This is a genomic window from Agathobacter rectalis ATCC 33656, assembly GCF_000020605.1.
GTDB classification, from domain to species: Bacteria; Bacillota; Clostridia; order Lachnospirales; family Lachnospiraceae; genus Roseburia; species Roseburia rectalis.
Genome location: NC_012781.1, coordinates 2961484 through 2987740 on the forward strand (window position 1 = coordinate 2961484; position 26257 = coordinate 2987740).

General features: G+C 39.6%; 30 protein-coding genes and 1 riboswitch. Of the genes, 3 read left to right on the plus strand and 27 right to left on the minus strand.

The window, feature by feature from the left end; translation table 11 throughout:
* Positions 1 to 133 precede the first annotated feature (133 nt).
* Positions 134 to 982 (minus strand): Mrp/NBP35 family ATP-binding protein, encoded by an 849-nt coding sequence (locus EUBREC_RS13925; protein WP_012743855.1) that lies wholly within the window; start codon positions 980 to 982, stop codon positions 134 to 136.
* Positions 983 to 1445: 463 nt separating this feature from the next.
* Between EUBREC_RS13925 and EUBREC_RS13930 the strand changes: the two genes are divergently transcribed.
* Positions 1446 to 1763 (plus strand): DUF4258 domain-containing protein, encoded by a 318-nt coding sequence (locus tag EUBREC_RS13930; RefSeq protein WP_012743856.1) that lies wholly within the window; start codon positions 1446 to 1448, stop codon positions 1761 to 1763.
* 4 nt (positions 1764 to 1767) lie between these two features.
* On the plus strand, positions 1768 to 1995 hold the full coding sequence (locus EUBREC_RS18325) for a type II toxin-antitoxin system MqsA family antitoxin (protein ID WP_012743857.1): 228 nt from the start codon (positions 1768 to 1770) through the stop codon (positions 1993 to 1995).
* Positions 1996 to 2086: 91 nt separating this feature from the next.
* Here the strand turns inward: EUBREC_RS18325 and EUBREC_RS13940 are convergent, their stop codons facing one another.
* The 13 genes from EUBREC_RS13940 to EUBREC_RS17800 form a co-directional block, all read right to left on the minus strand.
* A complete protein-coding gene (locus EUBREC_RS13940; RefSeq protein ID WP_012743858.1) occupies positions 2087 to 3445 on the minus strand; it encodes a Na+/H+ antiporter NhaC family protein in 1359 nt (452 codons plus the stop codon).
* Positions 3446 to 3576: 131 nt separating this feature from the next.
* On the minus strand, positions 3577 to 4782 hold the full coding sequence (locus tag EUBREC_RS13945) for an ABC transporter permease (protein WP_012743859.1): 1206 nt from the start codon (positions 4780 to 4782) through the stop codon (positions 3577 to 3579).
* Positions 4766 to 5656, minus strand: a complete 891-nt coding sequence (locus EUBREC_RS13950) for an ABC transporter ATP-binding protein (protein ID WP_012743860.1) — start codon at positions 5654 to 5656, stop codon at positions 4766 to 4768. Before EUBREC_RS13950 ends, EUBREC_RS13945 begins: the two co-directional genes overlap by 17 nt.
* Positions 5640 to 6404: a hypothetical protein gene (locus EUBREC_RS13955; RefSeq protein WP_012743861.1), complete on the minus strand. Its 765-nt coding sequence runs from the start codon at positions 6402 to 6404 to the stop codon at positions 5640 to 5642. The genes EUBREC_RS13950 and EUBREC_RS13955 overlap by 17 nt, the downstream gene beginning before the upstream one ends.
* Positions 6401 to 6916 carry an RNA polymerase sigma factor gene (locus tag EUBREC_RS13960; protein WP_012743862.1) on the minus strand — a complete coding sequence of 172 codons (516 nt, stop codon included), beginning with the start codon at positions 6914 to 6916 and terminating at the stop codon, positions 6401 to 6403. The genes EUBREC_RS13955 and EUBREC_RS13960 overlap by 4 nt, the downstream gene beginning before the upstream one ends.
* A 95-nt stretch (positions 6917 to 7011) precedes the next feature.
* Positions 7012 to 7353, minus strand: coding sequence for a D-alanyl-D-alanine carboxypeptidase family protein (locus EUBREC_RS13965; RefSeq protein WP_306718525.1), 342 nt, complete (start codon positions 7351 to 7353; stop codon positions 7012 to 7014).
* Positions 7354 to 7513: 160 nt separating this feature from the next.
* On the minus strand, positions 7514 to 8866 hold the full coding sequence (locus EUBREC_RS13970; protein ID WP_012743864.1) for an ATP-binding protein: 1353 nt from the start codon (positions 8864 to 8866) through the stop codon (positions 7514 to 7516).
* Positions 8867 to 9086: 220 nt separating this feature from the next.
* The gene (locus tag EUBREC_RS13975; protein WP_012743865.1) at positions 9087 to 9437 is read right to left on the minus strand and encodes a hypothetical protein; all 351 of its coding nucleotides are present in this window, start codon (positions 9435 to 9437) and stop codon (positions 9087 to 9089) included.
* A 55-nt stretch (positions 9438 to 9492) separates the two neighbouring features.
* Positions 9493 to 10305 (minus strand): CPBP family intramembrane glutamic endopeptidase, encoded by an 813-nt coding sequence (locus tag EUBREC_RS13980; RefSeq protein ID WP_012743866.1) that lies wholly within the window; start codon positions 10303 to 10305, stop codon positions 9493 to 9495.
* Positions 10306 to 10630: 325 nt separating this feature from the next.
* Complete coding sequence (locus EUBREC_RS13990) at positions 10631 to 11098, minus strand: COG2426 family protein (protein WP_012743868.1); 468 nt, start codon at positions 11096 to 11098, stop codon at positions 10631 to 10633.
* A gap of 1 nt (position 11099) precedes the next feature.
* Complete coding sequence (locus EUBREC_RS13995) at positions 11100 to 11831, minus strand: CPBP family intramembrane glutamic endopeptidase (RefSeq protein ID WP_012743869.1); 732 nt, start codon at positions 11829 to 11831, stop codon at positions 11100 to 11102.
* A 144-nt stretch (positions 11832 to 11975) separates the two neighbouring features.
* Complete coding sequence (locus EUBREC_RS17795; RefSeq protein WP_012743871.1) at positions 11976 to 12116, minus strand: hypothetical protein; 141 nt, start codon at positions 12114 to 12116, stop codon at positions 11976 to 11978.
* 123 nt (positions 12117 to 12239) lie between these two features.
* Entirely contained in the window at positions 12240 to 12386 is a 147-nt protein-coding gene (locus EUBREC_RS17800) for a hypothetical protein (protein ID WP_012743872.1), read from the minus strand.
* A gap of 1234 nt (positions 12387 to 13620) precedes the next feature.
* On the opposite strand from EUBREC_RS17800, the gene EUBREC_RS18055 reads away from it, so the two are divergent.
* Positions 13621 to 14226, plus strand: a complete 606-nt coding sequence (locus EUBREC_RS18055) for a sensor histidine kinase (RefSeq protein ID WP_306718526.1) — start codon at positions 13621 to 13623, stop codon at positions 14224 to 14226.
* On the opposite strand, the gene EUBREC_RS14005 is transcribed toward EUBREC_RS18055, so the two are convergent.
* From EUBREC_RS14005 to EUBREC_RS17810, 13 genes are all read right to left on the minus strand, one after another.
* The gene (locus tag EUBREC_RS14005; RefSeq protein ID WP_012743875.1) at positions 14213 to 14986 is read right to left on the minus strand and encodes a LytR/AlgR family response regulator transcription factor; all 774 of its coding nucleotides are present in this window, start codon (positions 14984 to 14986) and stop codon (positions 14213 to 14215) included. The genes EUBREC_RS18055 and EUBREC_RS14005 overlap by 14 nt on opposite strands.
* A 68-nt stretch (positions 14987 to 15054) precedes the next feature.
* Positions 15055 to 16203 carry a cation diffusion facilitator family transporter gene (locus EUBREC_RS14010; RefSeq protein ID WP_012743876.1) on the minus strand — a complete coding sequence of 383 codons (1149 nt, stop codon included), beginning with the start codon at positions 16201 to 16203 and terminating at the stop codon, positions 15055 to 15057.
* Between the two features lie 41 nt (positions 16204 to 16244).
* Positions 16245 to 16865: a signal peptidase I gene (gene lepB / locus EUBREC_RS14015; RefSeq protein ID WP_041254259.1), complete on the minus strand. Its 621-nt coding sequence runs from the start codon at positions 16863 to 16865 to the stop codon at positions 16245 to 16247.
* Positions 16866 to 16928: 63 nt separating this feature from the next.
* A complete protein-coding gene (locus EUBREC_RS14020; protein WP_012743878.1) occupies positions 16929 to 18827 on the minus strand; it encodes an ATP-binding protein in 1899 nt (632 codons plus the stop codon).
* A complete protein-coding gene (locus EUBREC_RS14025; protein WP_012743879.1) occupies positions 18824 to 19537 on the minus strand; it encodes a CpsD/CapB family tyrosine-protein kinase in 714 nt (237 codons plus the stop codon). Before EUBREC_RS14025 ends, EUBREC_RS14020 begins: the two co-directional genes overlap by 4 nt.
* 26 nt (positions 19538 to 19563) lie before the next feature.
* Complete coding sequence (locus tag EUBREC_RS14030) at positions 19564 to 20337, minus strand: YveK family protein (protein WP_041254261.1); 774 nt, start codon at positions 20335 to 20337, stop codon at positions 19564 to 19566.
* A gap of 24 nt (positions 20338 to 20361) precedes the next feature.
* Positions 20362 to 21063, minus strand: a complete 702-nt coding sequence (locus EUBREC_RS14035) for a CpsB/CapC family capsule biosynthesis tyrosine phosphatase (RefSeq protein WP_049757242.1) — start codon at positions 21061 to 21063, stop codon at positions 20362 to 20364.
* 482 nt (positions 21064 to 21545) lie between these two features.
* Positions 21546 to 22010 carry a 6,7-dimethyl-8-ribityllumazine synthase gene (ribH, locus tag EUBREC_RS14040; RefSeq protein ID WP_012743884.1) on the minus strand — a complete coding sequence of 155 codons (465 nt, stop codon included), beginning with the start codon at positions 22008 to 22010 and terminating at the stop codon, positions 21546 to 21548.
* A gap of 30 nt (positions 22011 to 22040) precedes the next feature.
* Complete coding sequence (locus EUBREC_RS14045) at positions 22041 to 23237, minus strand: bifunctional 3,4-dihydroxy-2-butanone-4-phosphate synthase/GTP cyclohydrolase II (RefSeq protein ID WP_012743885.1); 1197 nt, start codon at positions 23235 to 23237, stop codon at positions 22041 to 22043.
* A gap of 106 nt (positions 23238 to 23343) precedes the next feature.
* The gene (locus tag EUBREC_RS14050) at positions 23344 to 24063 is read right to left on the minus strand and encodes a riboflavin synthase (RefSeq protein ID WP_012743886.1); all 720 of its coding nucleotides are present in this window, start codon (positions 24061 to 24063) and stop codon (positions 23344 to 23346) included.
* Between the two features lie 18 nt (positions 24064 to 24081).
* Complete coding sequence (gene ribD, locus EUBREC_RS14055) at positions 24082 to 25248, minus strand: bifunctional diaminohydroxyphosphoribosylaminopyrimidine deaminase/5-amino-6-(5-phosphoribosylamino)uracil reductase RibD (protein WP_041254265.1); 1167 nt, start codon at positions 25246 to 25248, stop codon at positions 24082 to 24084.
* 246 nt (positions 25249 to 25494) lie between these two features.
* Positions 25495 to 25610, minus strand: a riboswitch (FMN riboswitch).
* A 187-nt stretch (positions 25611 to 25797) separates the two neighbouring features.
* The gene (locus tag EUBREC_RS17805; RefSeq protein WP_015568559.1) at positions 25798 to 25962 is read right to left on the minus strand and encodes a hypothetical protein; all 165 of its coding nucleotides are present in this window, start codon (positions 25960 to 25962) and stop codon (positions 25798 to 25800) included.
* A gap of 71 nt (positions 25963 to 26033) precedes the next feature.
* Positions 26034 to 26195 carry a hypothetical protein gene (locus EUBREC_RS17810; protein WP_012743889.1) on the minus strand — a complete coding sequence of 54 codons (162 nt, stop codon included), beginning with the start codon at positions 26193 to 26195 and terminating at the stop codon, positions 26034 to 26036.
* Positions 26196 to 26257: the final 62 nt, after the last annotated feature.

Below are 26257 nucleotides of genomic sequence, written 5' to 3' on the forward strand. Positions count from 1 at the left end.
TGCCGCAGACCACACACCCAGCAGCTACGCTATGCGATTAAGATTCTGTACGAATTATGCTTGAAGGTTTTCTATTAAATACAGGCATATATACCGCACCCGGCGGATATATGCCTGCTTCATTACGAAATATTTAAATGCGCTCAAGTACTTCTGTTGCTTTTGCGAGGTGGTCGTTTTCTATGCTGTAGAAATCTCCCTTATCGGCGATAGCTGCATATGATGTATCGAGCGGCAGCTTGCCAAGTACCGGTACTGAAAGCTCTTTGGCGATCTCGTCTATATGGCTCTCTCCAAAAAGCTTTATCTCCTTGCCGCAGTCAGGACATTTGAGATAGCTGAAGTTTTCTACCACACCAAGCACTGTGATATGCATTGCCTCCGCCATGTTGTAGGCCTTTTTGACAATCATATTGACAAGCTCCTGTGGTGATGTGACGATTACGATTCCATCTACCGGGAGGGACTGGAATACGGTGAGAGGTACATCTCCTGTTCCCGGTGGCATATCAACGAATAGATAGTCTATATCGCCCCATGCTGTCTCGTTCCAGAACTGTTTTACTACTCCGGCAATGACTGGGCCTCTCCAGATAACCGGATCCTCCTCGTTGTCCATGAGCAGGTTTACTGAGATGAGCTTGATGCCCTCTTTTGTCTCATACGGATGCATCAGGCCGTTTTCGTCTCCGAGTATCTGGTCATGTGCGCCAAACATCTTTGGTATTGACGGTCCTGTGATATCGGCATCAAGGATACCAACCTTGTAGCCCTTCTTTGCCATGTTTACCGCCAGTGAGGATGTGACGAATGATTTCCCTACTCCGCCCTTTCCGCTGACAACTCCTATTACATGCTTGATGTTTGAAAATTTATTCTGCTCTACGAGGAAGCTCTGTGGTCCGCCATTATGTGATGGACAGCCCTCGCAGCTTGATTTTGTGCAGCTTCCCGCGCTGCTACAGCTACTGTTTTCCGGCATTTTTATCTCCTTTTCCTATGAGAAAGCAATTGTTGTATTTCACAAAATATATTTGTGATTGCGATTACTTCTCCTATACTGTGTTTATTTATGTGTTTATCGTTCATATTTCATACGACATCTATATAATATAGTATAACACGTATGCAGTATTTTTTATGCTTTTTTTCAAAAACACCCCTATTCCCACCTGTTTAATCGTATTTATTTCGTGACTATTTCCCGGAAATTCAGCCACCTTTTCATGTTTTGTCACTACATATCAATAATCGTGCTACGTTTTCCCTTTTTATTATGTGGATATTCACGCAGCTTTATAACATAATCGAGCTTCTTGTCATAAATGATTGTCAAGGAGTTAATTAAGGTTAATTAATGTAAATTAGTGAATTTTTAGAATAGCATTGCTAATCTCTCCAAATACTACTATAATTATAATTAATTCATATGAGGAGAATAACAGATGTGTCTTACAATTGATGAACTTAGAGGTTTGTGTACTCCCGACAATATTTATTTAACACTGCATGCGTCAAAAAGACTTGAGCAACGTGGTATCCTCATTGACGATGTCATATCATGTATCATGACCGGTGAAATAATTGAGGAATACCCTAATGACTATCCATATCCCAGTTGCTTAACACTTGGAAATCTGAATACAAAATGTCCATTACATGTTGTAGTCGGTTCCAATCACGAACAGCTCTGGATTATCACCGCATACTACCCGTCTTCAGACAAATGGGAGTCCGATTTAAAAACAAGAAAGGAGAATTGATATTATGAAATGCTTCCTGTGCAAAGGTGATACTGTCAAAAGTACCACAACTTATATGACTGCATATAAAAACTGTTATATTATTATAAAAAATGTTCCATGCCAAAAATGTTCACAGTGTGGTGAAGAGTTTATTAATGGCTCCACAATGCAAAAAATCGAGTCCATTATATCAAAACTAAAATCCATGCTACCAGAAATAACTGTAATTGACTTTCAAAATGCAGCCTAAATTTCACATAATAAATGCCGGATGAAATATCATATTTCTATCCGGCATTTTCATTTATAACCTCATTATTCTTTTGCTTTAAACTTCATCTTCAATTAAATTTTCTCCCATTTTCAACAACAAAAACCGCCACCAGCGAGCTTACCAGCAGAAACATCGGATACAACAGATACGGCAGTATATTAAAGGCTGACACATCATGCCCCAGCTCGTGTACTGCCGATATAGCCACTAGCATCTGCGCTCCATATGGTATCATCCCCTGAAAAATGCACGAAAATGTATCCAGTATAGACGCTGTTTTACGTGGGGTTATATCATATTTCTGAGCCATTTCCTTTGCTATCGGATTTGCCATAACTATAGCAACTGTGTTGTTGGCAGTGGCAATATCGATAAGTCCTACCAGAAGTCCCATACCGAGCAGTCCACCTCTTTTGCCCTTGAATGTCCTGTAAATACCCGAAAGCAGGGCATCAAAGCCACCATATTCACGAATCAGCGCACACATGGCTGCCACAAGCACTGCAACCATACAGGTTTCAAACATGCCTGACGCTCCACTTCCCATATTGGTAAGCAGATCGTATGGTGCTGTATTTCCTGTTGCGAGCATTATGACCGTTCCCGATATGATTCCTATTATAAGCACTACAAATACATTTATTCCGGCAATTCCACCGATCAGCACGAGAATATACGGTACTATCTGCAACAGATGATATTCCTGCGATACAGCGCCCGCGATATCTGTCCTGAATGACAGAATTGCTATAACAACCAGCGTCATTACTGCCGCCGGAAGTGCAATAAAAAAATTCTCCCTGAATTTGTCCTTCATCTGACAACCCTGTCCGTTACATGCGGCAATGGTCGTATCTGATATAAAGGAAAGATTGTCTCCGAACATCGCGCCACCCATTACGGAGCCTATACAAAGCGGCAGACCAAATCCCGATGCATCCGATACTGCTGCCGCTATCGGCACAATCAGTGTTATGGTTCCAACCGATGTCCCCATCGCAATAGACACAAAGCATGCCACAACAAAAAGCACCATCACCGCGAACCTTGCCGGTATCAGTGACAGCATGAAATATGCCACGCTCTCCGCACTGCTTCGACCTACTACACCCACGAATGCTCCCGCGGTAAGGAAAATGAGCAGCATTGTTATGATATTTTTGTCAGCCAGTCCCTGTGCCATTATCTCTAGCTTTTGGTCGAATTTCACACTACGGTTCTGCAGACACGCCACCAGTATTGCCACGAGAAATGCTATTATGATGGGCACATTATAAAATCCCATCGGAATTTTCATTACATATTCAAAAAGTATTCCCAATCCCAGATACAGTACAAGAAATACTGCTATTGGTAACAGGGCTATTGGATTTTGTTTTTTCACGTTTATATGTTTCCTTGACATTTTTTTAGCAATTTTCATCATAAGTAATCATCATTAGTATGTCAATAATAATATGCTATTTATTATAATTTTATGTAACTGTTCAGTACCTTCACAGTTGTGAGCCGCAAGCGTTTCGCGCTGAGTTAAAAGGATAGCAGACATTTGTCATACTATTTCTTCCTTAACCCATATCGACTATAACCTCTATATATTAAAGGCAACAGTACAATAAATAGTAAGATGTATAAGAACATCAAGAACGAAATCTGACGAAATACAAACGGACCAATCTGAAAAAGAATTGGCGACCTCACTACATTAAGAATATTAGTCAATACAGTCGGCAACAAATTGAAAAAAGCATCAAATGCCGGTAATACTCTTGCGATAAACGGTATCATACAAAGCAGGAAAAACGGGATACAAACCGCCAGATTCGGTGTATGCATCTTAACTGTCACCAGCATTGTCAGTGCAGCACAAAACATCGTTGCGATATATCCGCCCACAAGTATCAGCAAATAATATTCTCCATATGTCATAACATAAATACTATATGGATCATCAATCTGATACGGTGTGAAAAATCCACTCGTTCCCATTACTGCAAATGAGATAAGAGACAATATCCCTACTCCGATCCAATAGATAACCGTTGATACGAAGATTCCTGCAATAATCTTGTTTTTTATTGCCTTCGATCTCCCGTACTTTGTAGCAAAAAAAACATCCTCTGTTCCGGGGCGGAACTCTCCGGAAAATATACCGGCTACCAAAAAACCTATGATCACTGCCATTAATAGTACATAAGTTTGTGCGTACATTGTCATCGTAGCCCAGGAACCTTTTGCTTCGAACGTAAAAGGTATTTCTATCTTTTTATAAACGTTTTCCAGATAACTTCTCTTTTCAGGTGTGGTTCCGTACTCTTCTGCCATTTTCTTCATATTATCTTGATAGATTGTATAGATGTCCTGTAATTGTCCATCTGAGAGCTGATACACTGCACCTTCATTCCATTCTGAATCCGGAGTCAATACGCCAATTACAAAACTATAAATATCGTAATATGACTGTACTGTTTTACCATATTCTGTATTAGGTATCTTATCTTGATACTTAGCCGATAATGTCTTGTAATCATTTATCACTTCGGAAATTTTCTCCGTTGTAAGTTTCCCTTTCCATTGATTGACATCTTCAGCCAGAAGCCGTCCCGCGTCAATACCTGTGTGGCTCTGTCCGTCTGCATCCGTATAGCTCATACTCCCGATTGCCATACCTGAATAAATAACCGTCATCACAAGTACTGCCGCAAGCAGAACCTTATTCATCCTCTTTGAAAAAATCTTTTTCAGTTCATATTTGAACATCATCTTTATCACCTGCCTTTTCTCCAAAATACAAAAGAAATGCATCCTCTAATGTTGCCTCCACCTGTACTGCATTTCCGGTCGGTGGCATCTTTGAAAGGACTCTCAACTCTACTCCATCAGAAACTGTTCTTACATTTCCAATCAGATATTTTTTCATATAATTGTTCAACTCACTTTTAGGAATAATGCAATTCCACACGAACATATCCATAGACAAAATGATCTCATCTGAAGTCCCTGTATAGAAAAATTTTCCTTCTTTCATTAATATAATCTCATTTGCCACATATTCAACATCTGACACAATATGCGTAGACAACAGTACAAGACGATCTTCCGACAATTCACTGATCAGATTACGGAACCTGATTCTCTCATTCGGGTCGAGACCTGCTGTCGGTTCATCCAACACAAGTATCCGCGGATCATTCAACATCGCCTGGGCAATTCCGACCCTCCGGATCATGCCCCCTGATAAAGTCCGCATCTTTCTTTTCCTCTTTTCAGCCATTCCGACCTGCTCCAACAGTTTTAATGCCCTTTTCTTTGCCATGATGGGCCTCATTCCTTTGATAGATGCAATATACAGCATGTAGTCATACACCGAAAGATCAGGATAAAACCCATAACTCTGCGGCAAATAACCGAGTATTTCCCTATAAGATGCCCCCAGACTAAAGATATCCTTTCCATTCCACAAGATTTCTCCGCTTGTTGGGGTTATCGCTGTACATATCATCCGCATTAAAGTGGTTTTTCCCGCTCCATTTACTCCCAATAATCCATATACACCTTTCCCCATAGAATGTGTTACATGTTCTACTGCGTGTACATTCCCATACTCTTTTGTTACATTTTTAAATTGCAGTTCCACTCGACTTCACCTCCCAGTTTATTTCACAGTTACATTGCGATTTGTGAACACAAAAAATAAGATAACCAAACGATATGATCAACAAGCTCCCCCAGATTGGCATCGAAATCCTCTGATAAATAGAATCTGTCGATACAATCAGTGTCCAGATAAATATACATGCTATACTTAGGAAAACAGCAATATACTCCATATCATTCCATTTGCTGTACAATAACCGGAAGCAGATACAACAGGAAACATTAAACGGCACTAAGAAATCTATGATGAGTCGGTATGCCGAAATCTGTAATGTATAAACTGAAACACCGAAAAAAAAGGTAGTCATAAGTAAATCCACCACTGCAAACAGCAATATCCTTGCAGCACAGATCTGGCGCAGTGAATAGAATGCTGTTTTTTCAATTTCCACTGCTGAAAAGCTCCGATTCTTCCAAATTTCCGGTATGATCATTACCGAAAACATCACTGACATAGCCCCCAGTGTTCTCTCTGTATTTGCTCCCACATCCGAGTCCACAAGCAGTATCCAAAGCAGAACTAAGATTCCTCCTTGCAGAACCCACCATCTCTTTTTGATAAATTTGAACTGCTCAAATAAAAATTCAAAATATGATGCTTGTCTGTTATCCTGTCTGTTCATAATGTCTGAACACCGCTCTTTTACTGTGTCAACAGCCGTTTCCCGTATATATTCCTTCTGTATCAAGGATTTATACTCCTCGATTTTTCTCTGATATTGCTTCATAATTTTTCCACCTCCAACTGTTTTGCCAGCAATTCTTTTGCCTTTGAAACACGATATTTTACAAGCGACAATTTTATATTTAATAAATCAGCAATTTCCTTTTGTTTTAATCCCTGAAAGAAAAACAGGATTACAATCTCTTTTATTTCTTCCGGGAGCTGCTCCAGAGCCCTCTCTATATCAATCCGGATTTCTATGTTTTTCGGATTCTCATCTTCTATATCCGGCAACTGGTCTGTCATTATTTCCTTCTTTTTCTTGTAATTATTCTTTATAATATTCCCTGCTATGCTATACAAATAGCTCTTTGTCTTCTTGATCTCTGCCCCGCTTATTAGTGCTCCGAAGAATCTCTCAAAAGTTTCCTGTACCATATCTTCCGCATATTCCTGATTATGAGTATGTAAATAACAATATTGATAGATAGAAGAATAATACTTTTCAACCAACTGATTACCTGCTTGATTGTCACCGTTTCTGATTTTCTGAACTAATAAAAAATCAGCAATCATCTCATATCACCTCTCTTGTCCTCTATAATAATAAGACAACTTAAGGTGATAAAAAGTTAGTGGAAAATTAATATTCATTTAATTTTTTATAATTTTCACCTCAGTGACTCGATATATTCCTCCGCACGTTCTTTTGCCTCCCAACGTGAATAGCCTTCATCCTGATACTTTTGAATTCTCTCATTCATAATATTTTTCTGATCCTGGGTTGTCCTGTACCCTTCCCTTACAAATAATTCAAGTCCCTCAGTTCTGGCATCATCGAACATCTGCTGAAGCTGAGGATAGATTCTCGAATCCACTTTTTCTCCATTTGATAATTCTGTGAGTTCTACCTCATAATTACGAGGAATACGATAATCGTCATTTACAAGAATCAGATTCCACCCAAAAGAAGTATCTGCTTCTCTTCTAAATAGATTGAAACTATTAATCATTGGAATTTCACCCTGAATCGCTATATACGAAACAGCCCGCAAAAAGGCAGCAAAAAGAGTCCCCCTTTTGCTGCCTGCAAACAATTTTGTTTTCAATTTAATGGTATCAAGCTTGTACTTGACAAAATGAAAAAAAATGAGTTCATTCCGACTAATCGTCTTACAGTAACATAGTCATATAAATTGGTATATACATAATTCCGTCCTGATATTTTAAATCCTTCGTATAAATAATGAATCTGTTCTCACACTTTAACTGATATTTCTGAATCAGATAGTCAAATGATTTGTGTGACATATAGTTTGAAGATTTTACTTCAATCGGACATATCTTCTTTTTCTTCACAATCATAAAATCAATTTCATATTTCTTTTCTCTGGTCGTTCCCTCCGGCACGTACAAATATTCATGAAAATACAACTCATGTCCAGCTGCTCTGAGCATCTGTGCTACAATATTTTCAACAATCATTCCCTGATTAATTCCCAGATTGTCTATAATCAGAGCCTTATATAAATCTTCATCTGTACTGTCCCGGTTCTTCATAATCTGTGTAACCAATAGTCCGGTATCACCCATATATAATTTGAAATTGCTTCTGTCCGCAAACAGCTCCAGTGCAACCTCCGGTTTTGTCACATTGATACACTCATTTCCTATCATTGCTTCAGAAATAAAACTGACCGCATCCATATAATTCTGATAACGCGCATTTTTATCTACCATAGAAAGTTTGAAATGTGAATTTTTATTCTCTAGCTGCTCTGGTATTGTTCGATAAATAACTGACGCTTTTTCCCTGTTTTCTGTATCGTATTTTGCCAGATCCTCTTCGTAAAGGCTCAGAATATTCCGTTTAACAAAATCAATTTGTTCATAACTTTTCCCTGAAACATAAGCATCTACTGCCTGCGGCATCCCACCTACAACCATATAGGTACGAAAGCTTTTCATAATTCTCCGGTGAATCGCATCTCCAAGTGGCTTCCTTTTTTCAAAAGATTCTCTGATCGTAGGAATTGTAACCTCATCATTGATTGCCCATAAATATTCTTCAAAATCCATCGGATACATCTTAATCCGGTACTCTTCCGAAGGAATCAGAATATCCTTTACATTTTTCCGGATTGAGATTAGAGAGCCTGTCTCAATATATTCATATCGACCATCAGCGACTAGATATTTTATCGCCTGCCGTGCCTGCGGAAACAACTGTACCTCATCGAAAATAATCACGCAGTTCTTCCCTTTTAAACGTTTTCCTTTCAGAAGAAATAAGTTCCTGAAAAAAGTATCCAGATCATTCATGTTCTCGACAAAATTATTTTTTACATCCTGGTTTTCTCTTGCAAAATCAAGAATCATATAGTCATCATATTCCTTTTTTGCAAACTCCTCTACAATGGTACTTTTCCCGATACGTCTAGCCCCTTCAAGCAATACTGCCGATGTTCCTGCTGCCAATGTTTTCCACTCAATCAATTTGTCATAAACTTTTCTTTTAAAAATCATTCAGCATTCCTCATTTCATTTTACTTGGTAGTATTATAGCATATTTCCACCTCAATTCTACCATTTTTCACGAAAATGCAAAATTTTTTCGCCTATTTTTTAACGAAAAGCAGAAATGTTTATACCTGCTTTTTAACGAAAAACAGAAATGTTTATATCAAGTTTTTAACGAAAGCGCAAAATGTTTGTTGTTTCATTTCTTAAATGCGTTATTTCCGGTTTATTCGCTCAGAAATTCAGCCACCTTTTCTATCTGCGCACTATTGTACTCCATATATTCCAGATAATACTTTTTCACGGTCTCATTCTGCACTTCTTTTTTATAGAGCCACTGTCTTGTTTTAGCCTCCGGTGCAAACAGCACTGCCTGATATTGTGGAGAAAATATCTCATCGAGGCTACAGGCTGATTTGTCCAGCACGCAATTGTAGTCCATATTTTTTTCCGCAAAATACCGGTTCAATGCTTCCGCAAACTTTTTTGCTTTTCTCACATGGACAGCATATTCCACCGGATTATACGGCTCTCCTTCTATTACCGGCACCTGCCATACTAAAATACATTTTTTCATCTCTTTGTACTCCTTTCATTTTTGCCAAATTTATATAGATATCTTTTATGGTCTTTTACACGCTTTGTAACCTCATCTGTCTCTTATACATACAAAAAACCGCAATAACAAGCATCACTATCAGAACAGGTATCTGCAATGCAAGCGCATTGTACGAACCACCATATCTGTAACGTTCCACTATCATCATGTGATTCATAAAATCCGCGAAATCCCATAAAAAGTGCAATGTAATAACGGCACCAATACTTTTAGTCCTAAGAAAAATGACCGCCAATGTAAAACCAAAGACACAAGCCATAATCATTGTGCACCATTTATTAAACATGGTCATATCCGCATCAAATATAAAATTCGTGATATGTGCCAAACCAAACAACAATCCCGAATACACACTGGCAAATACTATTATATTGCTATTCTTCCTAAGCACGCACTCAGTAACAACCGATCGAAACATCAATTCTTCCTCTATTCCAACCGTTATATATAAAAGCACATTTACTACAATATATCCTATCAATCCGCTTCCATACAGTCCTACATGTCCACCAAATATCCAAAGCGTAGAATTTCCAATCTCAAAAAGAGTAAACATCAGCACCGGCAAGCCATAAATCCCGACACCTTTCAAGTATCCTTTTACACCACCCCTGCCTGTCTTTACCTTAAAAATAAACATAAGCACTACAATTGTCATTATATCAATGCAATTTCTTATCGTTTCCGCGATAATATAGTGTTCCTGCATGATCGGTATACAATTCATTATCACAGAAAAGACCAATGTCCTGTATACAATGAATAATATTACCAGACCAAGTGGTAATATCATCACTTTATTCAATATTGTTTTATCAAATTTCATCCTTTTATTGTTCCTCTGTTTCTGCCTTTTTTACTAATTATTGTAATCGTATATTTTAGGTACATATAAATATAATTTATCTTTGCTAATTTTCAATATAATATCATTAGTTAGCCATCTATCATACTTGCTCTTTTTACAATACTTTTTTTCAGTGACATTATCAATTATTATCTCTCGCTTCATCTTTTGGGTTATAATTTGTTCAATTTGCTTAATTTTACCGGATTCATTTTCCAACTCTATACAAACTAATTCCGCTCCATTTCCTTACTTTTATATTTGGCATGATTTCGGTGCCATTTGACCCAAACTACTGTTATGGTTAATTTATATCTAATAAATTTAAGACTCCAATACTAGATATTGCCATAATGACACCAGCAAGCATTATACCGCATAAACATGCCATAATGCTCTTCTTAAAATCCATTCTCAATATACTGGCTGCAAGTATTCCAGTCCACGCACCTGTTCCGGGAATCGGAATACCTATAAAGAGTACAAGCGCAATAAACAATCCCCTTCCTGCGGTATCTTGCAATTTTCGTCCGGCACTCTTGCCTTTTTCTATACAAAATCTAAAAAATTTTCCTATTACTTTCTTATTTTTTCCCCATTCAAGCAGTCTATGCGAAAAAAGGTAAACAAACGGCATTGGAAGTAAATTTCCCAATATGCATATGGCATAAGCCGGTAAAACCGACACTCCCATAGCAATTCCTGTTGGTATCGCAACTCTTAGTTCTGCCAATGGTATCATTGAAATCAAAAAAATTATTATATAGTTCATATTATTTTGCTAACATTATTTTTGTTAATATCATTACAGCACCAATCAGATTCCAAGTGCCGTGTATTGAAATATTTATCCAGATATTTTTGTATTTTTTATAAATAAATCCTAAAAGTATTCCTGACAAAAAATAGTCTAACCATTGACATAAAAATAGTAGTATATTTGTGTTTCCAAATGAAGAAAGCATATGCATTGTTCCAAATAAAAATCCTGTCACCAATACTGCACACAGTTCTCCATATTTGCTGAAAAACCGAAACAATATACCTCTATAAATTAACTCTTCGGTAAAAGGTCCCATAATTACACTCATGATAACAGCCAAAATAGGATAATCCACAAAATATCCATTAACGTTTGACTGATTTGCCGGAACCGATATATTTGAACACACTGTCATTTCAATGATTCTAGCGATGCAGCTTAACAAGAATGCCATTCCCACACCTGCCAAAACTCTTTTTATATTAACAGAAATTCTGTCAGCTTTGAATTTTTTAAATGAAGTGGTCAAATATTGCTTCATTGCCACTCCAATCATGATAATCAAAGTCAACTGATAAATCATATTTATCAGCAGTCCATAAAATATATTTTTTTCTTTTAAACCAGATATAATGCCACTAGCCCCTATGAGCATAAAACAAACATGAATTATTATAACTCCAACTATTAGCATTTTATGCCTCATTTCAATATATATATAATTACTCTTTCTTTTATTCATTTGTATTATTCTCCTGATAAATGACTTGATTAAAAGTTCTCATCACTGACAAAAAATTTATATTTAATTTTGCTTCATTTAACTTGAATACCACCTTAAAGAGAGACTCTAATTTTAGTCTCTCTTTATTCTTCAGTTCATCACCTAACAAGCTCCAAACCAGTCCTTAATTCCATTGTAAACACCAATGACAAAATATCCTGTACCTTCAAAAAATTTCCAAACAGGATTTTTCTTTCCCCCCTCAATTATGAAAAGGTCTCTTCCACTAATTTCTTTGAACATTTAATATACACCTCCTTTACATTCATGATAACATCGACTGAATCATATCTATTTGTGACATTTACAAATATTATTATTATAGATGCAAATCTCAAAAGTTAACATGCTCAAATATTATTTAATTTAGTATCCCATCAACTTAAGAATAAATGTAGCTGTAATTCCAATATACTTTCCTACCTGATAGCCTACATCCTGTGCTTTGTTTCCACCATCAATCGCACATAACTCTTCACAATTCAAATTTTCAAATTGTAATGCTAATTCCATGATTTTTCTCCCTTCATATAATTCCTATTTTCTCTTTCTGCGCATTGTTGAGAATATATATAAAGCAATTTCTTGCTTCATACCATAATTATCTTGCGGTACAGCAGTACTACACATTCTATACCGACTGTGTTTTATAAATCCAATTTTTGATTTTGTCAATAAGATATTTTACTGGACTTATTAATGATCCTATTACGAAACCGCCATCAACCTGCATAAACATAGTGTTGTTCATGGTTACTAATATTTCTGTTGTATTCATCATCTATTCCCCTTACGAATTCATCTGAAATTTTTGCCTATAAATTTTTCAATTGCATGGCATAAATCCCAAGCAGAAAGTAACATTCCACCTCCATCATGTTTCATCAATTCTCTTTCGTCTAATTCAACAAACATCCCTTGCCTCCTTTCGAAATTAAACCTATCATCATATATTTACCATTTCAATACTTTAATGCTATTTGGTAAGATTTCGGTGCTATTTAGCAATAAATCGTAAAAAATACTTTAATCTTTGATTTATTTTATTTATAATACAAATATAATCTTTATGGAGGCTGCAAGTATGTATTTAATTTACAAACTTTACTTTTCCTTAATTAACAATCTTATAATTGTACTGTTTTTATTTCGCTTCTCAGAAAATAATATGCATACTGTCTTTTCCATAAAAAGAAAAATAATAGTTTTTACACTTGCTTCACTGTACTCTATCGTTCCATTATCAAGATTTGACTTAATTATTTCTAACGTCTTTTTCTTATTGACACTTTATTACCTGTCTGATTTTAACCTTAAACAAAGTATTATAATTCTTATAAAATTTGAGATATTACTCAATATAGCATCTGCTATTATATGCTTTTTACATAGCCTGCTATTTTCTGATGCTCAATTGCTATATGATAATGTGATCTATCAGGATTACAAATCCATTCTTGTGGAAATAATAGCTTACGTTGTTTATTGTCTATATTGCAATCTTTTCAAATCAAATACTATCAAAAACATGTACTTGTTGCTCTTCAATATTACTATTTTAGGCATTTGTTTATTGTTAAGCTACATAACCTTGTACATCTGCTACTCACTTCCAAAATCCTATATGCTTTCAGCTATTTTTGCCATTATTTTCGTACTTATTATCATATGTATTTCACTATATGATAAATTTCTGGCAGTCATTGAAGAAAACACAAATTATCGGTTCAAACTGGAACTTGATAAAATGGAACAGGAATATTCTGCCAAGCTCGACGATAAATTAAATCAGCTCCATTCTTTAAGACATGATATGAAAAACCATCTGATAGTAATTGATGGTTATGCTTCACAGCACAATGATAGGAAAATTCATGAATATATTCATAATATTTCTGAAGACCTTTCTCTGACAAATACTGTAGATTCAGGCTCTCATATCGTCTCAGCTCTTATAGCTGAAAAAGAGAACAAGGCAAAATCACAAAATATCAGATGCGAAATTAATATAAGTATACCCGGTATTAATATTGACGATTTTTCAATTACGACCATAATAGGTAATCTGTTTGATAATGCGATAAAAGCAGCCGCTGAGTGTGAACATGGCTGGATCAGATTCTCCCTCACCCAGACCGGCTCATATATGAATATAGTTATTGAAAATTCCTACTCTGGAAATATTATAGAAAACAATGGTGAATTTACATCTACCAAAAATGACAATGTCTTACCTCATGGAATAGGCATAAAAAATGTCCGTAAAGTCGTTTCCAACCTTAACGGACACATTGATTTTTCTTATGCCAGCGGATATTTTAGCGTAAAGGCAGAACTCCCTAATTATAGTTAAGTTCCTGCTCCTTATATGCTCTTCTTATCTTGTCCAGATGAAGTTCCTTTATCTGATCATGATATTTCCTGCTCAAAGGAACCTCCATGCCTCGTCCAAAGCATACCACATCTTTTTTTACTTCTTTAATGTAATTAAAATTGGCTATATACCCCTGATGTGTATACATAAATACATCATTATCCAATCTTTCATATACATTTTTTAAAGGCTCATAACAGCTTATTTCCTCATCAATTTTATGGAATACACACTGGTTTCTGCGTTTTTCTATATATATTACATTTTGAAGGTCTATGAGAACATCTTCATATCCGGATTTAATTTTTAGATATCTTTTTTCCGCTTTTTGTGCATTTTTACGATAATCAATCTGAATTTTTGCTTTTTCGATAATGTGCTTTACCTGTGTATATTTTATCGGTTTCATGACATAATCAAGTGCATCAAGTCTGAATGCCTGTATCGCAAATGCATCATAACTCGTCACAAATGAGATACATACCCATGGGTCGATTTTTCTTAATGCATCAGCCATCTCAATACCTGTCATGCCAGGCATTTCCACATCAAGAAACAATAAATCATATTCCTTACTCTTAGAAAATATATTATTCATGAGTTCTTTTGCATTATCATAGAGATCTATGCTTACATTAATATCCATTTCATTTCCGTATTCACTCACGAAATTTTTAAGTTCATTCCGAAAAAATTCTTCATCATCGCATATTGCTGCTCTTATAGTTTCGTATTGCATATATTAAATTCCTTAAAATCCCCCTATAACCACCTTACAGTCCTTCTAAGCGTCTTACAGTTACAATGTCATATATTTATGTAATTGTCGCGGTCTACCTCTATCACGGTATAGTAATTCTTTCCAAGCTTTTTCCTGACATTTTCCTGTATTGCATTGCATATATCATCATCTGAGGTGATATAGCCGAATGGAACTGCAATGTCAAAAACCAGATTCGTATGTGTATCACCTCTGATAATACGGAAATCGTGCATATTTATGTGCGAATCAAGCCCTTTTATCACAGAGAGCACCTCGGCCTTCAGTCCGGCTACCTCCTCGTCCTCTATCGCTACCGGATCCATGTGGATGGTCACTATACAACCCATCTCCCTTCGTATTCTGCGCTCCAGATTATCGATTATATCGTGCAGCTCGACCATATCTCCGTCCTCCGGCACCTCTGCATGAAACGATACTATCCTGTGTCCCGGTCCATAATCATGCACCATAAGGTCATGCATACCGAGTATGTTTTTGTCAAAGTCCAGTACCATCTCCTTAAGTCTATCGACAAACTCCGGCTCCGGCTTTGCTCCAAGCAGCGGGTCTATCGCCTCTCTGGCTGATGATATCCCTGAATAGAATATAAACAATGACACAAATACACCGCCTATTCCATCCAGATTGAGTCTTGAAAAGTGCGCTATGAGTGTGGCTGCAAGTACTACAGATGTAGCGATACAGTCTGACAGACTGTCCCTGCCTGTTGCTTCGAGCGTTGATGAATCAAGCTTTTTTGAAAAATAGAAATTGTATACCGCCATGACGCATTTTACGGCTATTGATGCCAGTAGTATCGCTACAATAAGCCATGAAAACTCTATGTCCTGCGGCTTTATGATTTTGCCAAAGGAATCCCTGAACAGCTCAAAGCCCATGATGAGTATGATTGCTGCAACTGCCAGTGTAGCCACATACTCCATCCTCGCATGTCCGTATGGATGTTCCTCGTCGGCTCTCTGTGCCGCCATCTTGAAGCCTGCTATCGTGATGATTGATGAACCTGCATCTGACAGGTTGTTGAATGCATCCGCAGTGATCGAGATTGCACCGCTAAACATTCCTGCAAATAGCTTGCCGGCAAAGAGTATGAGGTTTAAAAATATACCGACTATACCGCACAGCATGCCATATTTATTTCGTTTTTCAATGTCTGTTTCTGTCTTTGGCATTTACTTTACCTCTATTTTTATTTTATATCCTGATTTACAGCTTATTTCACCGCTCCGAATCTGTCGAACGGGTAATATCTGAATATCGCTTTTGCAAGTATATCGTCCTTGGACACATATGTGTGCTCCCAGACTCTTGCGTCTGATGAGCCATTTCTGTTGTCACCGAGCAGCAGATATGAGTCCTGTGGCACCTTAAACTCGTAAGGTCCGGCATTTACTGTCCACGCATCCTCACCGCTCTGGTTTGACTTGAGATAATCCTCCTCAAGCGCCTCACCATCTATATACACCTTGCCGTCCTCTATGGTGACTGTCTCTCCCGGCAGACCTATTACACGCTTGATGTATTTCTCAGAAGGCGAATCCGGCGCATTGAATATGACTATGTCCCCTCTCTTTGGGTCAGAAAATGTATATGCGAGCCTGAAGCCAAATATGTCATCTCCAATCTGTATGGTGTTCTCCATCGAGCCTGACGGAATATTTGCATTTATAATGACATAGTTCTTTATGAGTATTGCCGCTACAATGGCGAATGCGATTGTTAACACCCAGCTTAAGATTTCCTTGACAGGTGATGTTTTTTCCTCCGGCTTTTTTGGCTCCATCTCATCGGTTGTTTTTGTGTCTTCTTCGTTGTTTAAGTCTAATATCTCCATTTTCATGTTCTCCTTATTCATGCTTCAATAAGTGTTTGATAATATATGTCATGGCGGTACAACCTATGGTGCCATCCACCACTTTATAAAGTCCTTCCTTGTAAAATAAAGACTTGTAAGCCCGTAATCCGCGATTTCCTTGTCTGTAAAGGTCTTTGCTATATACGCATTGATTTCATCCGGGAAGTCTCTCTCGAGGCACCACTGTGCCTGCAGGCTCATTGGCTTTTCCAGCTCATATTGGTGCACGAGCTCGCCTCCAAAATCTATGATACTGTTCCATCTGGATGCATTGCCCAGTATCCTCTGCTTGATATTTTCTATGATCACAGCTCTTGCAATCCTTACCTTTTTGTACTTTTCGGCGCGCTGCAAAAGCATTGCATTGCGGTTGTGGGTATTTATCACCAGCTCCATCGGGTCTGTCAGCTCATTTGACACCAGACAAAATACAGGGTCCAGATCATAATACTCCGGTCTTAGCACGTAATCGTTTCGAAACGATGCTGCTGTCTTTGCCACGGTTATGTCTGCCGATACATCCGTGTATATGATGCCCGGCATGTCACCCATAACATACTCCATCGATGTGATATACGGTGTCATAAACTGCCAGAAGGCTCTGATATTCTGCTCAAATACTATGATATCGTACTTGTCAATAAACTGACCATAATCATAAGGGTAGTTCTCCCTATAGTGGGCAAAAAGCGCTCTCTGCATGAAAGCTATCTTTATTTTCCGCCCGATAAAGCCGTTTATTACTGTCCTCACCGGGACCTCTACCTCGCGCTCCTTTATATATACAAGCACCTGTACAGCTCTGCTTACCAGCTCGTTTTCCGCCTCGTATTCACATACCAGCCGTTTTCTGCCATCTGACAGATACTGGCCAAGTGTAAGCGGGCTCTGTCCAAAGGCATCTATGATAATCTGTCCTATATACTGGCGGAGCTCTATGAGTTTTTCATCGAAGGCTGCTCCGTCTCTTGATATGCTTATATTTAAAAACCTCTTTTTGATATTGAGCTGATACGAGAAATTGTCTATCCATGAGGGTGCAAGCCCCAGTATGTCTGTAGCATCTGACACAAGGACTCCCTGCTGATACAGCGTGGACTTATGAAAATACCCCTTGTGCTTTGGATGATATATGGCAACATAGCCCTCAAGCAGGCTGTTATCCACTCGTATGATATTCATGCCAACAAGCTCATTCATCGGATAGTTCCACTTTGCCTTTGGCTGTGACAGGCATACCTCCCTCGTATCACACCTGATATTTACAGGTATAGGCAGTGTAAGCATATAGTGCTTTATGGTTTCTACTATAAAGTCCAGATCTATATACGGCGCATATGATGGTTTTACGGGGATAGAGATGCGTGTGCCCGGTGTCTTTTTCTGCGATATGACATACTCTATCTGGCCGCTCTCTCCAAACCACTTTGCCATGACCGGTGCGGTATCCTGCGGATTGCTTATGTTCCAGGCAGTGTTTATGACCTTATCCTTTTTCGACTCGATGAGCACAGCCTTTGAGACTGTAAAGCACGAGCATAGCCCGATGCCATAGTGGGAATACGGCTCATATTTCAGCTGCTGATTGAAGAAATCTGTGCTTGTATAATAGCTTGCCCCTATCTGTGCGATAAAGTGCTCCAGGTCATATTCATTTATGCCTATTCCATTATCCTCTATCGTAAACAGTCTTGTATCACTGCTGTACGTGATGTCTATGCGTGGCTCATATATGGCCCTGACATCGCGCATCTGGCTTGCCTGCTCCATCTCAAGGAACTCCGTGCCCCAGCTCCACTCAAGTGCCTGCCGCACATTGCAGGCATCCATGGCATTGAGCAAAAGCTCCCTGATAAAGACCTTCCACGAAGCATAAAACTGCTGGCTTGCAATAAGCGGAAGCATATTTGATTTTCCTAACTCTACATCGATGCTTTTCATGCTTTATCCGACCGCCCGTAATAGCTGCCGTAGTAATTGCCATAGTACCCACTGACATGGCTGTTTTTCTTGTTGTTTACCTTGTTGAGCACAGCGCCCAGTATCCTCACTCCCGATGCCTCGAGCTGTTTTTTCACACTCTGTATCATCCTGGCGCTCGCCATGCCCTGTCCTATCACTATTATAGCTCCGTCACAATACTTTGCTACAACTGCCGCATCTATGGCAGCTCCTATCGGTGCACAGTCTATAATTATGTAGTTAAAGTGCTCCTTGCCGAAATTAAGAAGCTCCTGAAAGTATTTTTTCTCGAGAATCTCTGTCGGATTCGGCACAGACGGCCCTGCAAATATCATAAAAAGGCCCGGTATTTCCGTGCCATACATCACTTCCTCAAGACGTCTCTGACCGGAAAGATAGTGCGACAATCCGCATATCTCCCCTCCACTTGCCGCTGTGGCACGCAGACGCCCTGCAAGTACTGATTTACGCATATCAGTATCTATGAAAAGCACTCTATTTCCTGACTCTGTAAGTGACCGCGCCAGATCAAGTGCCACGGTGCTTTTGCCTTCATTTGGTACAGAGCTTGTCACAAGAAGCGTGCGTATATCATCCCCGCAAAACTGTATATTTGTCTTCAAAGCTCGAAGTGATTCCTTCATCGTATAGCTTTGTTCTTTTAGCTTGCCAAATTTTACTAATTCCATCTGCCCATCTCCTGATACAGGCTTCCTTATGCTGAAGCCGATTTCTTTTTTCTTTTCTTTCTGTGGCTGCCTCTGCTATGTTTTCTACCCTTTCCATGCTCGCCATCATCCTCCGCCTCATCAAGCGGAAGTGTACCAAGCACGTTCATGCCAAGCTTCTTCTCCACATCCTCTGTATCTATGATTGTATCATTGAACAGATAAGAAACCACTATAACCGCTATCGACAGAAATGCTCCCGCAAAGGCTCCTATCACTGTGTTTTTGCCGATATTAGGGCTTACCGCGCCTCCATCATCATATCCGCTCTGGATGATGGTCGGCGGATCCTGCTTCATCTTCTCCGCTATATATGCCGATGCGACCTTTGCTATCTCATCTGCTATGGTCTTTGCCATCTGCGGATCGGGATCCGTTACTGTGATATTGAGTACTCGCGAGTTGGACGGATTATCAAGCGTCACCCTGCCGCCAAGTGTCTTGTAGCTCTCATTCAGATTCAGATTTTCTATGACCTGATCCAGCACCGGACGTCCCTTTACTACAACTATGTAATCATTTGTCAGGCTGGTGCCTGTCTGGATATCCGCAAGGCTTGTGATGGATGTGCTCTTTGAAAGTACATAGAGCTCAGATGTAGATTCATACATAGGTGTAATCATAAATCTGCTTATCGCAAATGCCACTGCACCTGTTGCTATCGTAACAAGAATTATCCACTGCCAATATGAAATTATCTCAAGAAACAGATCCTTTAAGTCTATCTCTATCTCGTTGTCAAAATCCTGTTCTCTCTCCATTACGTATCCCCGCATTTACACTTATTATCTTCCGTTTATTATATTTTCCGGTGTGGTCTGCATGATTTCCTGCGCGTAGTCATCACCGAACTTCTTTGCCACGTACTCATAGCATTTTTTCATGTTGCAGACGCGCTCCTTTGTGCCGTGGCTGTCGCTTGCTATTACATCAACAAGTCCTGCCTTCAAAAGCTTCTTTGTATATCTCTTGAAGTGTCTGCCGTCTATGCCAAGCACTGAGTCTGCATTGACCTGTATGAGCGCTCCCAGCTCCTGCAAATCCTCTATACGGCTTATATCACTGAGACACTCATATCTCTCTACATGTGCTATCACCGGTATATATCCTGCAAATATAGCTTCGCGCGTCATCTTGTATACAAACGAGTATTCGCTGGAATGTGAATACTCTGTAAGTATATACTGTGTATCTGCCAGTGTATGACACAGCCCACCATGAAAGGCATCTATCATATCGGTTGCCACATGATACTCTGTGCCGAGCTTTAATTCTATTCCAAGCTTCTTTGCATATGGCATCAGCTTTTTATAGTGTCGCTCTATCTTTTCAAGCGGATGCTTAAACATTCCATGGCGCAGGTGCGGTGTGAGGATTATGCCTGTAATGCCCTGCTTTTTGGCTATCTTGAGCATCTCTACCGATTCCTCGAGCGACTTTGAGCCGTCGTCCACTCCGTATAATAAATGGCAATGTATATCTATCAAAATTCATGGTCCTCCGTTTTGTTTTCCTGAACTATCATTATACTATATACAGATTTTTCGTGCAATTCTTTAGATATTAAATTTTTCTTCTTTTTTGTTGGGAGGGCGTGGCGTAAGCGCCGGGCATCCGTGCAGCGCACACGCACTCCCGCGCCTGCTACGCTACGCTGCTAAGAGAACTGTACGAATTATGCCTTGGGGTGGTTCTATGCTTGACGAAACCGGCTTTTATGCGCCGTCCATGGCGCATAACGCCTTGCCCGGCCGTCCATGGCCGGGCATTTCTGTTTTTCTTGGGCATAATTCTACAGTCTCTATGCAGCTTCGCTATTCGCCTGCGCGGGAGTGCGTGTGCGCTGCCGGATGCCCGGCGCTTACGCCACTTACGTTGTGACAATAATTTACAATTTGAGATATAATAAATATTCGAGGGTCAAATATCGATGATATTTGACCCTCTGGGATTATGCTATATAATTATATTATCCGATTTGTCTAACGAGATTTATCATTTCGATTGCACCGAGTGCACAGTCATATCCTTTGTTTCCGGCTTTTGTTCCGGCTCTTTCTATTGCCTGCTCGATGTTTTCAGTGGTGACTACTCCAAACATTACCGGGATTTCTGATTCGAGTGATACTGATGCGATTCCCTTTGATACCTCGTTGCACACATAGTCATAGTGGCTTGTTGCGCCTCTGATTACTGCTCCGAGGCAGATGATTGCATCGTATTTTCTACTTTTTGCCATCTTCTTTGCGATGAGTGGTATCTCGAATGCTCCCGGCACCCATGCTACGTCTATGTTTTCCTCCGGCACGTCGTGTCTTACGAGTCCGTCCTTTGCTCCTCCTAAGAGCTTTGATGTGATAAATTCATTGAATCTTGCTACTACGATTCCTACCTTGATTCCATCCTGTGTCATTTTTCCTTCGATTACGTTCATTTTTGTTCTCCTTTTGTTTTTTTATTTTTGCTAGTATGAGAGTATATGTCCCATGCGGTTCTGCTTTGTTTTCAGATAAAACAGGTCATGCGCTGTGGCGCTCATCTGGATTGGCACTCGCTCGCTGATTTCCATACCAAATTCTGAGAGCTGGTATACCTTGTCAGGGTTATTTGTGAGAAGGCGCAGGCTGTGTACGCCAAGCTCTCTTAATATCTGGGCTCCGATATAGTACTCGCGCTCATCTCCGGCAAAGCCGAGTGCGAGGTTTGCTTCGAGTGTATCCATACCCTGTTCCTGAAGCTCATAGGCCTTCAGCTTATTTATCAGGCCGATGCCTCTGCCCTCCTGACGCAGGTAGAGCAGTATTCCTCTGCCCTCCTCGTCTATCTGTCTCATGGCCGCCTCAAGCTGCTGGCCACAGTCACAGCGCTGTGAGCCGAATACATCTCCTGTGAGACACTCAGAGTGTACTCGGCAGAGCACATCTCTTCCATCTGCGATTTCGCCCTTTACAAGTGCCACATGATGCTCTCCGTTTAATCTGTTGACGAAGCCATATGCCTTGAATTCGCCGTATTTGGTTGGCAGCTTTACCTCTGTGACACGGTCAACGAGCTTTTCATGTATCTTTCTGTATTCCTGAAGTGCCGCTATTGTGATGAACTTGATGTCCCATTTTTTTGCAAGCTCCATGAGCTCTGTTGTGCGCATCATGGTACCGTCCTCACGCATTATCTCACAGCACAGTCCACATTCCTTTAGTCCTGCAAGCCTGCACAGATCGACTGTTGCCTCTGTGTGTCCGTTTCTCTCCAGTACGCCGTTTTTCTTTGCAAGAAGCGGAAACATGTGGCCCGGACGTCTGAAATCCTCAGGCTTTGCGTCATCAGAGACACATTTCATTGCTGTGATTGAGCGCTCTGCTGCGGAAATACCTGTGGTTGTTGAGACATGGTCTATTGAGACTGTAAATGCTGTCTCATGATTGTCTGTATTTTCCTGCACCATCTGCGGAAAACGAAGCTTCTTTACATATTCCTGCGACATCGGCATGCATATCAGACCCTTGCCGTGCATCGCCATAAAGTTGATGTTTTCTGTTGTGGCAAATTCTGCCGCACAGATGAAATCGCCCTCATTCTCTCTGTCCTCATCATCTGTGACAAGTATTATTTTTCCTGCACGAAGCTCATCAAGTGCTTCTTCTACTGTGTTGAATTTCATATTTTATATCCTTTCTCTTATGATTTTGAAGCTGTTCAATTACATAATTTTTTAACCATTCAGCCCACGCACATTTGCAAACCCGCACAATACCCGTGCTTTTATGTTAAAAGCCGTATTTTGCCAGGAAATCTCTTGTTATTACATCCGGTTGTTTTTTATTTTCGCCGGATTTATGTGGTACATTTTCCTTAATTGTCTGTGCTCCTGTCATTTCTTCTGTTATTCCTTCCGACTGCCCTTTAAACAACAGCTTCTCAACATATTTTCCTATGATATCTGTTTCCAGATTTACGACAGCTCCCACTTTTCTGTCCTTTAGCACAGTCTGGCTTACCGTGTGCGGTATCGCTGATATCGAGAAATTATCCTCTGCAACCTTTGCGACTGTGAGGCTTATTCCATCGATTGTGACGGAGCCCTTCTCGACTATATAGCGAATGAGCTGTGGTGCGGCATGTATCGTATACCAGATGGCATTGTCATCCTTTTTGACCTCCACAATCCTGCCTGTTCCGTCAACATGTCCCGACACTATGTGCCCGCCGAATCTGCCATCTGCTGCCATCGCACGCTCCAAATTGACATGTGCTCCTCTCATCGCATTTGCAAGCGATGAACGGTTTAGCGTCTCGTGCATGACATCCGCTGTAAAAGCATGTGGCATGAGCCTTGTGACCGTGAGGCAGATACCGTTTACCGCTATGCTGTCTCCGACCTTTGTTCCAGCTAGCACTTTTTCAGCTCTGATTGTAAGTACTGCTGAGTTTGCTCCACGTGAAATTGTATCTATTGTTCCAACTTCTTCAACTATTCCTGTGAACATTGTGTATCGCCTTTCTTTTTAAATATTCACAACATCACTCTCGATGAGGAAATCATCACCAAGCTTTGTTACCTTACTGTTTCCAAGCATCACGGCATGTGCCGGCGAGTCGGTTCCCATTCCCTCTATCGGAGTTTTTGCATCCGCCCCTCCGAAAAGCTTTGGTGCAATGTAAGCGTATACCTTATTCACAATCCCGCTCTTAAGGGCTGACCAGTTGAGTATTCCGCCTCCCTCAAGCAAAATGCTGTCTATGCTTCTTTCGCCGAGCTTTTGCATGAGGTCATTTAAATCAATATGACCGTTTTTTTCAGCTACATACAGAATTTCTATTCCGTTTTCTTCAAGCCGTGTTATTTTTCTGTTTTTTTGATAATTATTGTTTTCTTCTATACTATCTTTTTCAGTATCAGGTAAGGCTTCTGACTGTGCGGTTTCATGATATCGCTCACTGACTGCAACAATCGTCGGCACTTCCTTTGCAGTATTTACTATCTGCGATTCCAGTGGAAGCTTAAGGTGCGTATCGCATATTATGCGGATTGGATTTACTCCGCCCTCGATTCTGCATGTAAGCAGTGGATCGTCTGCAAGCACTGTTCCTATTCCTGCCATTATGGCTTTATATCTGTGGCGCAGGTTTTGCACATGTTCTCTCGCTTTTTCTCCTGTTATCCACTTTGATAGTCCTGAATATGTGGCTATCTTTCCATCCATCGTCATGGCATATTTCATAGCGACATATGGACGTCTGGTCTGTATAAAGTAAAAGAATACATCGTTCAGCCTGTCGCACTCGTCTTTAAGCACCTGCGTAACAACCTCTATCCCATGCTCTTTAAGGATTTTGATACCTCCCCCGGCGACAAGCGGATTCGGGTCATCCGAGCCCACATATACTCTTTTTATACCGGCTTCTATCACTGCCTCCACACATGGCGGCTGCTTGCCATGATGACAGCATGGCTCGAGAGTCACATACATATCCGCTCCCTGTGGCGATTCCTTGCAATGCTTTAACGCATTTCTTTCCGCGTGCAGCTCTCCGTATCTCTCATGCCAGCCCTCTCCGATTATCCTGCCGTCCTTTACAATCACAGCTCCGACCATCGGGTTTGGCGAGGTATATCCCATGCCGCGTTTTGCAAGCTCAATCGCCCTTCTCATATATTGTTCATCAGTCATTTGGGTTCCTTTCTGCATAAAAAAGCCCTGAACTATTATCGTTCAGGGCCTAATGATTTCAAATATCATAATCTCAGATAAACATGCACAAGCTGCATTTCATCATAAATGAATTTTGAGACAAAAAAAATCTGGAATGTATCAAAACACTCCAGAGTAGATATCTGTTATAACTATGATATGTGCTGTATCTATATCTGAAACTGAATCTGAAACCCAGCTATCTATACTCTGCATATATCATATTCACATCTTCTTTCATCCAGACTTTACTGTCGGCTTCGGAATCTCACCGAAATCATGCCTTGCGGCTCGTGGGCTATACCACCGGTAGGGAATTGCACCCTGCCCTGAAGAATAATTATTTAATTAGCTTACGCTAACCATAGTAAACCTTTGTGGCTTGTATGTCAAGATTATTTTTATAATGTGGAGCATATTTTTTTATAAGTTGTCGTGCAATTTATTAGAATGTAATTTTTAAAGAGCCAGCACCTTGAATGGGCTGACTCTTTCAATGTCACCTGTAATTGATAAATTGGAATTTTCTTAATTCTTCATCGCTGGTTTTTTTCTTTTCCAATTAATCAGTAGACCAATCGTGGAAATAACAAAAATTAATGCCGATGTTAAAGAAATAATTCCATCAGTAACCACAAATATGATAAACGTGGCTAATGGAATATAATTAAGAATACTTTTCAAAATTTTCATGTCCAATCCTCCCTTAGATTTCATAATAGGTTTTTCTTTATTTTACCACATGACAAAGGGTATTGGTATTGTTATTTTCGTTCTTTGATGACTGATTCTATGATATTTATTTCTTCATCAGTAAGGTTGTATTCTTCGTAAAGCTCTTGGTCTGTAAATATATGCTTATTTCCACCTGCCTTATAACTACCTTTTATGATATAATCTAAAAATCTTAAAATTTTTTGTAACAAAACAATCCTTTCTACGTCTAACCTATGAACAAAGGAGGTGACAGTTCTGGATTATGAGAAAT